The sequence below is a fragment of the Acinetobacter portensis genome, from assembly GCF_009372215.1.
GTDB lineage: Bacteria > Pseudomonadota > Gammaproteobacteria > Pseudomonadales > Moraxellaceae > Acinetobacter > Acinetobacter portensis.
This window is the reverse complement of record NZ_LWRV01000058.1, coordinates 47,627-62,258: the sequence shown is the minus strand read 5'-3', so window position 1 is coordinate 62,258 and position 14,632 is coordinate 47,627. Positions and strand designations below refer to the sequence as shown.

Below are 14,632 nucleotides of genomic sequence, written 5' to 3'. Positions count from 1 at the left end.
TACAGAAGGATAAAAATCATGAGTATTTTAGTTATCGCTGAGCACGACAACAAAGCACTTAATGGTGCAACTTTAAATGTTGTTGCTGCTGCGCAAAAAATTGGTGGTGATATCACTGTATTAGTAGCTGGTTCTAGCGCTCAAGCAGTTGCTGACCAAGCAGCTAAAGTTGCAGGTGTAAGCAAAGTATTACTTGCTGATGATGCTGCTTATGCAAATCAATTGGCTGAAAACGTTGCTAAATTAGTTGCTGAATTAGGTAAAGGTTATACACATATCCTTGCTGCTTCTACAACAACAGGTAAAAACGTTCTTCCTCGTGCGGCTGCATTGTTAGATGTAAGCATGATTACTGATGTTATTGCTGTTGATAGTGCTAAAACGTTTAAACGCCCAATTTACGCAGGTAATGCAATTGCAACTGTAGAATCTGGTGAAGCGATTGTTGTAGCAACTATTCGTGGTACAGCATTTGATCCTGTTGCTACAGAAGGTGGTTCTGCATCTGTAGAAGCTGCTGCATCGCAAGGTGATGCAGGTATTTCTAAGTTTATTTCTGAAGAAATTGTGAAATCAGAACGTCCTGAATTAACAGCGGCTCGTATTGTTGTTTCAGGTGGTCGTGGTGTAGGTTCAGGTGAAAACTATCACACTGTACTTGATCCATTAGCTGACAAGCTTGGTGCTGCTCAAGGTGCATCACGTGCTGCGGTAGATGCAGGCTTCGTACCAAATGATATGCAAGTAGGTCAAACTGGTAAAATCGTTGCACCTGACTTGTACATCGCTGTTGGTATTTCAGGTGCGATTCAGCATTTGGCAGGTATGAAAGAGTCTAAAGTGATCGTTGCGATTAACAAAGACGAAGAAGCACCGATTAATGCAGTTGCTGATTACTGGTTAGTAGGCGATTTAAATACTGTTGTTCCTGAATTGGTTTCTAAAATCTAATTCTGAAAGACTTAAAAAAGCACTCATTAATGAGTGCTTTTTTATTGCTATGAAAATTAGATTAAATTCAACACTAAAAATAGAACATGCAATTCTAAAAAAAGAATAATTTGTATGTTGTTAATTTATTTAAGTATTTTTAATAGTAAGCGTATTGTTAGAGTGATATACCAATATTAAGCTGATTGTAAAATCTACATATTTTACATATCTTATTGATATTTAAAAATAAAAAACCAAACCTTATCTTTTTGATCTTCCTTTTTGCACTTATGGCTTTTGTTAATTTATGTTAATATTCTCAATTATCTTAAAACATTTCTTATGAATATTCTCATAAGATGTGGAGTGACTCCCTTGTTAGTTGAATATCGTATAACGTGGCCCGTTATTGTATTTGCTGTATTAATTTTTATCTTCCCATTCTTAGCTGATCTACATATACCATTATTTAATGGAATGTTGGTTACATCTATAGAAGCCGTCCAAGCTTTACTATTACTATTTTTTGCCATTTTTACATATGTTTATATGAAGCCTTTGCAACTTAAAAATGGTCAAAAACAATTTTGGTTGTGGGCTATTTTTTGGTGGGTGCTTTTATTTGGTCGTAGTACAAGTTGGGGGCGTGATTATTTTCCTGATGTTCCAAGATCTTACTTTCGAGTAATTTCTATTTTTGTAATAGCACCCGTTGTATTCATGCTTTTTTCACCATATTTGCGACATGAAATTGTAAATAAGCTGAGAACAGCAAAGTTATCGGCTTGGGCAATTGTCATTGCTGTTTTAGGTTTGATTATTGCAGATAGCATTGAGCATGGGCGATTGATTGCGCCATTATTTTTACATAACTTGCAGTATCAAGATTTCATGGAAGAGTTATACGAATTTCCACTTATTATTGGATTGTTTTTAATTGCTTTGCCAATAATGAAACAAGATAAGCGAATAAGCTAAGTCATTATTTAATAAAATTTTGTCTAGTTGGCTAAATTATTCTTGAATGTAAAAAGAATCATATATAAAAATTTAAACCTCCATTCTTGGAGGTTTTTTTTTAGCTAAAAATTAGGTAAATTGATTAAAATAACTGCAAAAAATCATGGTTATAGTTAATTTTGTTTGGCACAAAGACATTGGCTTTTATGCTATAATATTTAACTATGTTTTATTTTTAGTTAGGTCATTTTTGACTAACTTTTCACTGATTTGACGATATATAAATGCGGGCAGAATTCTGCTTGTATAACAAGGAGTATGCATGAGCGTATCGGAAATTAGACCGATTGCCATTGAGGATGAACTCAAAAACTCGTATCTAGATTATGCAATGAGCGTGATTGTATCACGTGCCTTGCCTGATGTACGAGATGGTCTAAAACCAGTTCATCGTCGTGTGCTTTTCGCAATGCACGAATTGGGCAATGACTACAACAAAGCGTACAAAAAGTCTGCCCGTGTGGTCGGTGACGTAATTGGTAAATATCACCCTCATGGTGATTCTGCTGTTTATGAAACGATTGTTCGTATGGCGCAAAACTTTAGTTTGCGTTACCAATTGGTTGATGGTCAAGGTAACTTCGGTTCTGTCGATGGTGACAGTGCAGCAGCAATGCGTTATACCGAAGTCCGTATGCGTAAGTTAACTCATGAACTTTTAGCTGATTTAGAAAAAGATACAGTTGAATGGGAAGATAACTACGACGGTTCGGAACGTATTCCTAAAGTCATGCCTACGCGTGTACCCAACTTATTGATTAATGGTGTAACGGGTATTGCTGTTGGTATGGCAACAAATATGGCGCCGCATAACATGACTGAGGTTGTGAATGCGTGTCTAGCTTATGCCAATAATCCAAATATCAGCATTGAAGGTTTGATGGAGTATATCTCTGGTCCCGATTTCCCGACTGGCGGTATTATTTATGGTAAATCAGGAATTGTAGATGCTTACCGCACAGGTAAAGGTCGTTTACATATTCGTGGTAAATACCATTTTGAAGAAGATCAAAAAACAGGTCGTACAACGATTGTTTTCACTGAAATTCCATATCAAGTGAACAAAGCAAAAACGATTGAACGTATTGCTGAGTTAGTGAAAGAGAAAAAACTTGAAGGTATTTCAGAGCTTCGTGATGAGTCTGATAAAGATGGTATGCGTATTGCCATAGACTTAAAGCGTGGTGAAAATGCTGAAGTGATTGTGAACAACTTGTTCCAAAACACTCAGTTAGAAAATTCATTCAGCATCAACATGGTTTGCCTAGACAACGGTCAACCAAAATTGATGAATTTGAAAGACATCATTGCTGCATTTATTCGTCATCGTCAAGAAGTGGTAACGCGTCGTACGATGTTCGAATTACGTAAAGCACGTGAGCGTGGTCATATTTTAGAAGGTTTGACTGTTGCTTTAGCAAATATTGATGCAATTATTGAAACCATTAAAACATCTGCAAATCCACAAGAAGCACGCGAGCGTTTACAAGCGGGTGAGTGGGCAGGTGGTGGCGTTGTCGCATTACTTGAAAAAGCAGGTTCTGTTTCAGTTCGTCCAGATGAAATTGAAGGTGAAGATCCAAGCCGTCCATTTGGTTTGGCTGGTGATATTTACCGTCTATCTCCAACGCAAGTTAATGCGATTATGGAACTTCGTCTGCATCGTTTAACGGGTCTTGAACAAGACAAGTTACATGCAGAATATAGCGAAATTTTGGCAACAATTGCTGAATTAACTGCAATTTTGAATGACTTCAACTTATTGATGGATGTTATTCGTGAAGAACTTGCACTAATTCTTCAGCAATATGGCGATGCGCGTAAAACTTCAATTGTTGAATCACGTATCGACTTCTCTCGTGAAGATTTGATTCCTGAAGAGCAAATGGTGTTAACTGTTTCTCAAACAGGTTATGCGAAAACTCAGCCATTGTCTGATTATGCTGCGCAGCGTCGTGGTGGTCGTGGTAAGTCTGCAACTTCAATGAAATCAGATGATTACATTCAGCATCTAATTGTAACATCGAATCATGCAACGGTTCTTTGCTTTACCAACGTTGGTAAAGTTTACCGTCTGAAAGTGTATGATGTGCCACAAGCTTCTCGCGGATCGAAAGGTCGTCCAATGGTGAACTTATTGCCACTGGATGAAAACGAGACAATTACAGCAATTTTACCTGTAATTGATGCGCCTAAGAAATTCAAAGAACGTTTGGCAGACTTCAAAGCATTTGTGAAAGCCAATGCTGCAACACTTCAAACCAATGAAGTGATCAACAGTCATTATGTAGAGCTTGAAGCGGCATTAACTGAGTCAGAAGATGGTGCAGATGATATTTCTGATGCATTGCGTATTCAGTTAAAACAGCTTGGTTTAGAGTTATCTACAACTGATCTTGATGATGACATCATCAATGATTTTGCTCAGCAAGCAGAAGCAGTTCGTAAGAACTTCTATGTCTTTATGGCAACGGCTTCAGGCACAATTAAACGTGTTGAATTAGAACAATTTAGTAATGTTCGTTCAAATGGTTTACGTGCAATTGAGTTGAAAGAAGAAGATACCTTAATTGGTGTTGCAATTACCGATGGCGAACAGCAAATTATGTTGTTCTCTAACGAAGGTAAAGCTATTCGCTTCGCTGAAACTGACGTACGTTCAATGGGTCGTTCTGCAAAAGGTGTACGTGGTATGCGCGTAACATTTGCAGCATCTGTTGTAGAAGATGATGTTGAAACAGATGTAGATTCAGATGATGAAGATACTTCAGATTCGGCATTTGTTAGTCGTATTGTTTCATTGGTTGTTGTACCAGAAACTGGCGAAGTACTTTGTGCTTGTGCAAATGGTTATGGTAAACGTACACCAGTAGGCGATTTCCCAACCAAAAAACGTGGTGGTAAAGGTGTTATTGCAATTAAAACATCTGAACGTAACGGTGAATTGGTTGGTGCGGTTTCTATTGATGAAACGAAAGAATTAATGCTTATTTCAGATGGTGGTACTTTGGTTCGTACTCGTGCATCTGAAGTTGCAACAACGGGTCGTAATGCTCAAGGTGTTCGCTTAATTCGTTTAGGCAATGAAGAGATTCTTGTTGGTGTGGTTTCTGTTGAAGCTGTAGAAGAAGATGACTTTATTGAAGAAATTGAAGGCGAAACTTCTGACGTTGAAACAACAAATGTAGATGAAACTGAAGTTGAATCTGATGTAAATCCATCAGAAGAAGATTAAGTTTTATTGTGTAAAAAAGGATGCTTAGGCGTCCTTTTTTTATATACTGAGCATCTAAGATTTTAATGAAAGTGTAAATGATGAAAGTAAAAATATTGCTTTTAAGTAGTCTGTTTGCTTTAACAGGTTGTGACAAGCTTGGTCAAAAGGCAATGGATTCTATTCCAAACCCAAGTCCTGCACAGGAACAGGTTGCTGTAGATGCTTATAATGATTTACGTGATAAAAAATTCGATCAATTTCTTACTTATTTAGAACCTGAATTACAGGCTGAATTTAATAAAAATACGAAAACTTTGCATAAGTTTGCATCTGCTTTACCAAAGTCGGAGCTAAAGCATAAGAAAATTGTGTCTAAGCAAATTGAAAAATCGACCAATAAGCCAAGTTTATACACGGTCACTTATGAATATAACTATGATAAAAACTTGGTTCAGTACGATGTAAGCTTCGATAAGCCGAATGGTAGCACTAAAATTCGTGACCTCAATGTTTCGGTATTTGGTGAATCTACCAATTAAAAATGAAATCAAATTTGTAGAAAAGGACGCTGAAGCGTCCTTTTTACTAAATAAACTTGTGAAACAATGATGATTTAATGACCGTAAAACATGAAAAATCATTAAAAAGTCTAGAAATAAAGTATCTAGATTTTTTATATGCGATAACGTTTTAATTTGAAAGAGGAAATTAAAAAAAATTCGTATAAGGTGTATTATGTTAATTTTAGAAGAATTAAATAACTACTAAAATTCCTATTCATTTCTTTAGTCTTCATTAACATCGCAACTACTAAGTAATGTATTCAATACAAAAGCTTCATTAGCTACATCATCTAGACCCTCATACTCAAAGTCGTAAATACCTTTAACTAGAATAGTTAATTTATTTTGCCTGCTTAGAAAAAAGCTTAAACCTATTACATCTACAGGGTGGTGGGCCCCACCTAAATATATCGAACCACTTAAATCACCTTGAGCAAAAGTCACAGATTTATTAACCAATAAGCAAAGCTTTGTTGATTGTAAGTCAATATCATCTAAGCGAATTATTGGACTTACGATCTCATCTTGGTAGATAAATGGTTCCATAAAAATATGGATAGATATTTCAGAATCTGAAGAACTAAAAATAATTGCATGTTTCGCAACTAAGTTTTTTGTGTTGAATTTTTCCATATATAGTTGATATGAATAAAAATGATTGATTTTATTTTACATCAATATCTTTTAATTAATAATGGTGAAATTTTTAACTAAATCTCTCTCCATTTAACATAATGGTCGCTATATGAAATGCACAAATTGAAACAAATTAAAATCAATCACTTGTGCTATAAAAATAGTGCTCGATGATGTTCAAAAACCGACGCCGAAACATGTCGGCTTTTTTTTAGGCGGTTTTGTCACCTTATGCCAATAAAATCGATCAAAAAGACACAAAAAAAACAATCCATTAATATTTTTATGGATTTAAGCCAAAAAAATCATCCATAATTTCTGCGGATAAATACAGGGATAAATACAGGGATAAATTTTATCTGAATGTTATGGTCAAAAAAATAAATAATCATAGAAATTACCAAGGTATCAAATATAATTCAGACAAGTCATTTTTAGGTCAAAGAGAAAATAATGAAGTCTAAATTCAATGTGGATTATTTTTCTGATTCAGAATATGAAAAACTGACAATAGAGATAAGTTTTGATGGACAAATACTATGTCAAATCAATCAAGATAAGGGTAAAGAGAATTTAGAAATAGAATTTTTTCATCAATATTATCTAGATAAAAATGATTATATGTTTAAATTTTCATTAAAAGACTTTTTATCTATTATCGATAAAGCAATATCAGAATTGGAGTAAAACTTTAGGTTCTGTTGCATTAAGGGTGAAAGAAGCTATTAATTTAAATATTAGAGTAATTTTTTTGCAACACTTTGCAAATATTTTAACTATTTGTTTAATATTTTTTAATAGATTTCGCATAAGCGCCATTATGTTAAGTCGATGATATCTTTATAGATCCTTACTGAAGAAAACCACATCCATATTTAAAAAATTAGAAGTAAAAGTTTTAATAAATCCTAACTTCTTTAAAAGGTTATGAGCTGGCAGATTTTGTTCTTCAGAAAATGCTATTATCTTTTTAAAGTTTCTATTTTTCATATCTTCTAGCAATATTGAAGCAGCTTCAAGGACATACCCTTGTCCTCGTTCGCTTTTAACCAATCTAAAACCTAATTCTGCTTCATCTATCCCATCTACAGTACATATTTCAAAACCACAGTAACCAACAATCTTATTGGTTTTTTTAGAGATAATAGCTAATTTTCCAAATCCATATCTTTCATAATGTTCTAAGATTTCATAAAAACGATTTGTTGAATCTTTAACATCCAATGTTCCATTAGGTGAAAAAGCCATGAAATCTTTATCTTGAAACAGTGTGATGGCTTCATTTAAGTTTTCTTCAGCAAATGGTTTTAATAATAAGTTTTTTGTTTCAAATGCAGCCACTTTTAAATCTACCTAAAATTAACATAATACACCTTATACGAAATGCCCAGATTAAGGGCATTTCTAGTATGCTTTTAACATAAATCTCTTATGCGAAACCTAATTTAGCATCCAATTCTATATTTATAGTATTTTCTAAAAGCAAAAAAAAGGATGCCGAAGCATCCTTTTTTTTTAATCATAAAGAATTATTTGCTGTTTAACTCAAGCTCATATTCTTTACGTTTATCTTGGTCAAATACGCCTTCCCATTTACTAATTACCAGTACTGCCAAAGCATTACCAACAACGTTCAATGCAGTACGCGCCATATCAAGAATACGGTCAATACCAGCAATGAAAGCAAGACCTTCAAGTGGAATACCTACGCTGCCTAACGTTGCCAATAACACAACAAAAGAAACGCCAGGAACGCCTGCAATACCTTTAGAGGTAATCATTAAAGTTAAAACAAGCGTAATTTCTTGAGTTAACGTTAAATCAATACCATAAAGCTGAGCAATGAAGATTGCCGCAATACTTTGATATAAAGTCGAACCATCAAGGTTAAAAGAATAACCAAGCGGAATTACGAAACTTGTAACTGGTTTTGGCGCACCATAAGCTTCCATTTTTTCCATGATTCGCGGTAAAACAGTTTCAGAGCTTGCGGTTGAATAGGCAAGAATCAATTCATCTTTAAGAATTTTGATGATGGTCCAAATACTGAAGCCACAAATTTTAGCAACAACACCTAATACAACAAAAATAAAGAAGAAAATTGCGCCATATACAAGAAGTGCAAGTTTTAACAATGGTAGTAGCGATGCGAAACCAAAGTTAGCAACAGTTGCTGCAATTAGACCAAATACACCAATTGGTGCAAACTTCATGATCATGTGAACAACTTTAAACATTGTTTCAGAAACAGCGTTTAATACATTAAGTAATGGTCGTTTAACTTCTTGATCAAGCGCACCTAAACCAATACCAAACATTACCGAGAAGAAAATAATCGGAAGCATTTGACCGCTATTTAAAGCAGCAAAGAAGTTTGATGGTATAACCGAAAGAATGGTTTGTATTAAACCATGGTGTGCTTCACTTACTTGGTGTGTCGTTTCAGCATATTTAGAAATGTCGACTTGTGTAAGCGTAGACATATCGATACCAGTACCAGGCTGGAATACGTTTGCAGCAACAAGACCAACAACAATTGCAATTGTTGTAATAATTTCAAAATATAAAATTGTTTTGAAACCGAGCTTACCAAGACTCTGACCGTGACTATTTGCAATACCTAGAATTAACATAGATACCACAAGTGGTACAACAATCATTTTAATTAGCGTAATGAAAATTGAACCTAAAGGATTCAAGAAATTCGTTACTAAATCATCGCGATATTCAGGAGAATAGTGCAGGATAGAGCCTACCAGTACACCAACAATAAGGGCAATTACGATCTGCCAAGCAAGGCTAATCTTAATTTTTTTCATACTCAGCTCTGAAAATATAGATTAGTTAAAAGAATTCATTGGCAAATTCACATAATGAATTCCTATAAAATAAGAAGATATTATGTGAAATTTGTAAGCGAATTCGGATGGGGCTTATTTTTGCAGTTAATCTAATAAATAGGCTGTTGTTTTTAGTAAATCATGGATCGTTTGGTTAATTATTTAACAGTTTTAGTTGATAATTCAATCTAATTGTAGGGTTTAATTGGTTTTTTGGATAGTTGTTCGCTTTGTTTTAATCGATGTGTTTGTTTTTTAAACGATACCAAGCCAGTATTAAACAGCCTATAGAGAAACTAAATAAGTAAATTAATTTGGGAATTACAATTGCGGTGGGAGTACCCATTTGATTCAATTGAATAAACATTTGAATCCCTTGAGTAGATGGAAAAGCATTTCCTAAATACTGCATCCAAATTGGCATAGCCGCATGTGGCCAAGCTGTGCCTGAAAGCAGAAAGAGTGGTATAGAAGTAAATACAATTAAGTGTCCTGCGCGCTCAGGTATATCTAAAAAGCTAGCAAGCAATAAACCTATGGCAGTAACACAGCTTACATAAATAGGTACAGCAAGCAACATTCCCCAGAAATTACCGCCATGCGGATAATCATAAAGCCAAAAGGTAAAACCAAATAAATAAAACGCGCTTAAACATCCAATAGTGAAAATGGCAAAAAATATACCCCAAAATTCACTGTGTTGAGGTTGCCATTTAAATTGTCTATAACCTGCAATAAGCATACAAAGTCCTAGAACAAGCGTTTGATGCACAATTAAAGGCGCAATTGCAGGGAATACATAACTGCCATAGCCTGAACGTGTGTTAAATAAAGGAATTTGATGGATGGACATTGCAGGGGAAAAATGTGACACATTGCCAAATTTTTCTGCTTGAGTCGCTAATGTATTTTCAATTGCTGTAGCAAGTCCTAAACCTATTTGCTTTGTTTTTAAAAAATTGGCAGCACTTAAATATAATCCAACACCACCAACTTCACCACGCCTTAAACTATTCGATAAATTTTCAGGCAAAAGTAAAATTCCATCGGCTTTTTGCTCTTTCAGCATTTGTTCAGCTTCTGCAAAATTACTGGTAATTGCTTTTATATCGACATTTGGGCTACTAGCAACATGATTCACAATGGTTGCAGTGGTTACGCTTTGCTCTTCATCGACAATGACAATAGGCAAAAACTCTGCTTGTTGAGCTTTATACGCTGTAGGATAAAAGAAACTATAAAATACGACCGATAGAATAAGCGTGGTCAGAATAGACTGATTTGATGCAATATCTTTAAACGTCTTAAAATAATATTTCAAAAAGTCTTTCATGCTTGCATTCCTTTTATATATTTTTTAAAAAGGAAAACTGCCAAAGAAAAATAGAAAATGACATAAATCAATAGAACAATAAGAGGTGTAATGGACGAAGCAACTGGACTACCAATAACCCATTGTTCTGTTTGTAATTTGGCATAAGGTGTATATGGAATAATATGCGCCCAAAATTTGGTGAAAAGTGGGGCATTATTCAAAGGTAAAGTTACCCCAGCAAAGCTCAAAGATGAACCACCATAAACCGCAATTAAGCCAAAGGTTTTACTTAAATCTTTTGTGATTAAAACAATGACGGTACTAATAAATGCATAGGCTGAATAAAAGAAAACCTGACCCAATAAAATCAGCCACAAATGTCCTGCGACAAACCAACCACGAATTCCGACAAGCCAAATCATCCAAAGCCAAGTCCATGCACTAAAGATTAAAATATAAACCAAATTTTTAGACAAAATTGCTTGAGCAAATGTCTGATCATTCAACCATTGTTTTGTGGTTTTATATTTAAGTTCCTGACCTACAGAAAATGCGACACAACAGCACATCAATAAATGCAGAATGGCAGGAATCATATAAGGCTCTAAATACAATTCATAATTTAATTCTGGGTTATAAAGCGGAGATATTTTTACATTTGGCGTTGGAACATCTAAATAAGGAATATCATTTTCTAAATAATCTTTGCCCATGAAATTGGCTAAAGCTTCTAAGGTGCTGGCCAGCATTGCCGATGAAATAGCATTGCCAATACTAAAATAACTTTGATTAAAAACAATGCTAATTTCAGCATCTTTTGCCTGAACTAAACGTTGCTCTGCACCACTTGGAATATGAACATAACCCCAAATTTTATTTTGGTTGAGTAAGCGTTCAGCTTCATCTTGGCTTTGTGTTTGATCTTTAATATGTAGGGTATGGTTAAGCGCAATGTATCTTTCAATATTTCGGCTTAAAGTGCTTTGGTCTTGATCAATAATCGCAATAGGTAAATGTTCAGGCTTGCCTTGAGCGAACATGCAACTGAATAAAACCACAATAAATAAAGGCGCAAGCGTGACTAGACACAAATCCCATTTATGTTGAATTAAATAATTGAGTTCACGCCAAATGCCCGTAAACATTATTTTGACTCTTCGACTTTAAACAGAACACTCATGCCTACTTTTAAGTCGGGGAGTGCTTGAGTCGGGACTAAATGAACTTTAAAACTGCGAATGTCATAACCACCTGTTTGACGTGTGGTTTTTATGGTTGCAAAGTCACCTTCGGCATCAATGTGTTTAATTTTAAATTGCACCTGTTTATCGAGTGCAGGAACATATCCTTCAAGCTGTTTCGTTTTATAAACATTTGCATATTGATCTTCACGAATATTTAAACTCACCCAAAAGTTTTGATCAATCAAACTTACAACAGGCACGCCCATAGCAACCAGTTCAGATACTTTGCCATAGGTTTTTGAGACAATACCATCAATAGGCGAGAGTAATTGAGTTTCTGCTTCTAAAGCATTGACTTCGGCAACAGCGGCTTTGGCAATATCCACTTGTGCATCTGCGGTGGTTTTTTGTTGAGGTGTACTGCCACGTTGGGCACGTGAATATTGTTGATATGCTGCTTCTGTCATTTCAGATGCTGAAATTGCCGCCGCATGCATTTCATCTTTACGTTGGCGTGAAATGACACCTTCTTTATATAAGTTCGCACCACGTTGATCAGTCGTTTTAGCCAAAGCTTCTTGTGCTTTTAAAGATTGCCAATTTGCATATAAGCTTGCAATATTTTCCTCTTGTGAACCACGATTAGTAGTCGATTGAAGTGCTAATGCTGATTGTAAAGAGGCAAGTGCTTGTTGTTTTTTTGCGTCCACTTCTGGGCTATGCAAACGAACAAGCATTTGCCCTTTTTTGACAGCTTGACCTTCTTGTACATAGATATCTTCAATACGACTTGGCACTTTTGTACTGATATGTACAGTTTCGGCTTCAACGCGACCCTGAATTTCAACTGCTTTCGGTTGATATGCTTTCCAAAGTCCAAACGCAATAATGCCTAAAACAATAGGAATGAGCGCAAGAAGAAGATATTTTTTCTTTTGATTTTCAGTGTTTTTCTCAGGTTCAGGTAATTTATCCGTAGTTGCATCAGGAGATGAAATGATTTCATTCGCAGGATCATTCAAATTTTGATCTTGAGTCATTTTATTTTCCTCTCCAAATTAACGGATATAACGTGTATTAGGTTGATTAATATAGCTTTGGAACTGATCTATCGAGCCATGACTTTGTAATAATGTCGCTAAAGACATCACATATTTATAAGCATTTAACGCTGTTTCTGCTTTTAATGCACTTAAACTATTTTGTGCATCAATTACTTGAGTTGCTGTGCCCATATCTTCTTTAAAAGAAAGTTCTTGAATACGTAAATTCTCTTGAACTGCTTTCAAGTTTTGTTGAAGTAAAGCATCACTTTGCTGTGCGGTTACTGCTTCGCTATAAGAGGTATAAATAATATTTTCAATTTCTTGTTTAGTGCGAGATGTGAGTAGTTCGGTTGCATATCTTTGTAATTCTGCTGCTTGCACATTTTTATTACTGTCGATTCCTGAGAAAAGGTTATATCGAGCAGCAATGCCGACAATCCAATCTTGTTTATTATCTAGGCTATATTCGCCAAAAGCAAAAACGTTGGGTTTTTTCGCAGCGCTTTGAACTTTGACATTGGCTTTTGCAAGTTGGGTATCTTTTTGCATTTTTTGAATTAATGCAGATTGTTCAGGAAAGCTTTTGAGCAAGTTATTTAAAGATTGATTTTGTGTGGTATTTACGAACAATGGTGTGGTTAAAGCAGTGACATCACTACTTTGTAAAAGATTATTCAAGCGAAATAAACTTGCTTTATATGATGCATCTGAATTTTGGTAAGTTCGCTGTGCATTGTTTTTTGCAACTTCAAATTGCATGCGCTGACCTTTGCTAATAAAACCTTGTTTTTCGAGTTTTAAAGCATTGTTGTAGTGCGTTTGCATCGCATTGAAGTTGTATTGGCTACTCTCAACAAGTTGCTTTTGTAATTGTGCATTAAAATACGCCTGAATAATTTCGAAGCGTTGAGTATCTTGTTGTTGGCGTGTATTGAGTTGGCTTCTTTCAGCATTAATATTGGCAACTTCTTTGGCGCTTGTGGTTAATCCACCTGTATAAATGGGCATCATGAATGACACCGTTGGACGGATTACCTCATCATCCAAACTGACTTGATATTGATTTGGAATCAGACCAATACCGTCATGTATTCCTTGGTTTATTCCATCTTGCAAACCTGAAATATTTGCCCCAGAACCTTGTTGCCATTGATTAATTTGTGAATCGACACCTTGAGTGAGCGATTGATCTAGATGATTTTTTAATGCGCCTAAAGGAATATCAATTTCTTTATGTAAGGCGTAGGCACGAACGTTTAAATCTACACGAGGTAAAGCGATATTTTTGACGGCTTCCGCTTCTAATTTTGCGGCTTGCTCAAGTGCTGTATTGGCTTGCGTTGTAAATGATTCTTTTAATACAGCTTGTTCTGCTTGCATATAACTTATGCTTTGTTGAGCATAAAGTTCACAAGATATTAAAGATGCGAATGAAACAAAGCTAACTTGCACCATACTTTTTATAGATATATGCATTTTCGTTGTTTTAAAGCATTGTTCAAATTGGCTTAACATCATTTCTACTCTTAGAAATAGAATAAAAACAGCAGTATAAAGTATTCATTTGAATTGGTGTTTAACAATATTTGGCGAACAATAAAGAAAATACATTTATATAACATTTTAGCTATCTTAAAGGTATGCATTGGAGAGGGTGGTAATAAATTGGAAAAATTAACTCTTTAAAATAATTTGGATTTTTCAATTTATTGAATTAAATAGTTTTTTTGGATCATTCCAATGCAGATGTATCAGAACGATTGAGATTTTGATTGTAAATGTCCGACAAGATTGAAATTTCTTCAGCTTTAAATACTGCACATATAGCCTATATGTGGTTAAATGCCATCATTTTATTGTGTTTCACTCTGAAAGGAA

The 14,632-nt window shown here is 34.9% G+C and carries 12 protein-coding genes; 5 read left to right on the top strand and 7 right to left on the bottom strand.

The window, feature by feature from the left end:
• Nucleotides 1-18: 18 nt before the first annotated feature.
• From A6M14_RS06490 to A6M14_RS06475, 4 genes are all read left to right on the top strand, one after another.
• On the top strand, nucleotides 19-951 hold the full coding sequence (locus A6M14_RS06490; protein WP_152874174.1) for an electron transfer flavoprotein subunit alpha/FixB family protein: 933 nt from the start codon (nucleotides 19-21) through the stop codon (nucleotides 949-951).
• A gap of 348 nt (nucleotides 952-1,299) precedes the next feature.
• The gene (locus A6M14_RS06485; protein ID WP_338325165.1) at nucleotides 1,300-1,911 is read left to right on the top strand and encodes a hypothetical protein; all 612 of its coding nucleotides are present in this window, start codon (nucleotides 1,300-1,302) and stop codon (nucleotides 1,909-1,911) included.
• Between the two features lie 304 nt (nucleotides 1,912-2,215).
• Nucleotides 2,216-5,188 (top strand): DNA gyrase subunit A, encoded by a 2,973-nt coding sequence (gyrA, locus tag A6M14_RS06480; protein WP_152874172.1) that lies wholly within the window; start codon nucleotides 2,216-2,218, stop codon nucleotides 5,186-5,188.
• An 80-nt stretch (nucleotides 5,189-5,268) separates the two neighbouring features.
• Nucleotides 5,269-5,709, top strand: a complete 441-nt coding sequence (locus A6M14_RS06475; RefSeq protein ID WP_152874196.1) for a DUF3887 domain-containing protein — start codon at nucleotides 5,269-5,271, stop codon at nucleotides 5,707-5,709.
• Nucleotides 5,710-5,955: 246 nt separating this feature from the next.
• Here A6M14_RS06475 and A6M14_RS06470 read toward each other — a convergent pair whose 3' ends face one another.
• Nucleotides 5,956-6,366 carry a hypothetical protein gene (locus tag A6M14_RS06470; RefSeq protein ID WP_152874171.1) on the bottom strand — a complete coding sequence of 137 codons (411 nt, stop codon included), beginning with the start codon at nucleotides 6,364-6,366 and terminating at the stop codon, nucleotides 5,956-5,958.
• 456 nt (nucleotides 6,367-6,822) lie between these two features.
• Between A6M14_RS06470 and A6M14_RS06465 the strand changes: the two genes are divergently transcribed.
• Nucleotides 6,823-7,056 (top strand): hypothetical protein, encoded by a 234-nt coding sequence (locus A6M14_RS06465; protein ID WP_152874170.1) that lies wholly within the window; start codon nucleotides 6,823-6,825, stop codon nucleotides 7,054-7,056.
• A gap of 153 nt (nucleotides 7,057-7,209) precedes the next feature.
• Here the strand turns inward: A6M14_RS06465 and A6M14_RS06460 are convergent, their stop codons facing one another.
• The 6 genes from A6M14_RS06460 to A6M14_RS06435 form a co-directional block, all read right to left on the bottom strand.
• The gene (locus tag A6M14_RS06460) at nucleotides 7,210-7,710 is read right to left on the bottom strand and encodes a GNAT family N-acetyltransferase (RefSeq protein ID WP_188110868.1); all 501 of its coding nucleotides are present in this window, start codon (nucleotides 7,708-7,710) and stop codon (nucleotides 7,210-7,212) included.
• A gap of 188 nt (nucleotides 7,711-7,898) precedes the next feature.
• Entirely contained in the window at nucleotides 7,899-9,188 is a 1,290-nt protein-coding gene (gene gltP / locus A6M14_RS06455) for a glutamate/aspartate:proton symporter GltP (protein ID WP_152874169.1), read from the bottom strand.
• A 256-nt stretch (nucleotides 9,189-9,444) separates the two neighbouring features.
• Nucleotides 9,445-10,542 (bottom strand): ABC transporter permease, encoded by a 1,098-nt coding sequence (locus tag A6M14_RS06450; RefSeq protein WP_152874168.1) that lies wholly within the window; start codon nucleotides 10,540-10,542, stop codon nucleotides 9,445-9,447.
• Nucleotides 10,539-11,669, bottom strand: coding sequence for an ABC transporter permease (locus A6M14_RS06445; protein WP_152874167.1), 1,131 nt, complete (start codon nucleotides 11,667-11,669; stop codon nucleotides 10,539-10,541). The genes A6M14_RS06450 and A6M14_RS06445 overlap by 4 nt, the downstream gene beginning before the upstream one ends.
• A complete protein-coding gene (locus tag A6M14_RS06440) occupies nucleotides 11,669-12,748 on the bottom strand; it encodes an HlyD family secretion protein (protein WP_152874166.1) in 1,080 nt (359 codons plus the stop codon). Before A6M14_RS06440 ends, A6M14_RS06445 begins: the two co-directional genes overlap by 1 nt.
• A gap of 18 nt (nucleotides 12,749-12,766) precedes the next feature.
• Complete coding sequence (locus A6M14_RS06435; RefSeq protein WP_241678048.1) at nucleotides 12,767-14,209, bottom strand: TolC family protein; 1,443 nt, start codon at nucleotides 14,207-14,209, stop codon at nucleotides 12,767-12,769.
• Nucleotides 14,210-14,632 lie beyond the last annotated feature (423 nt).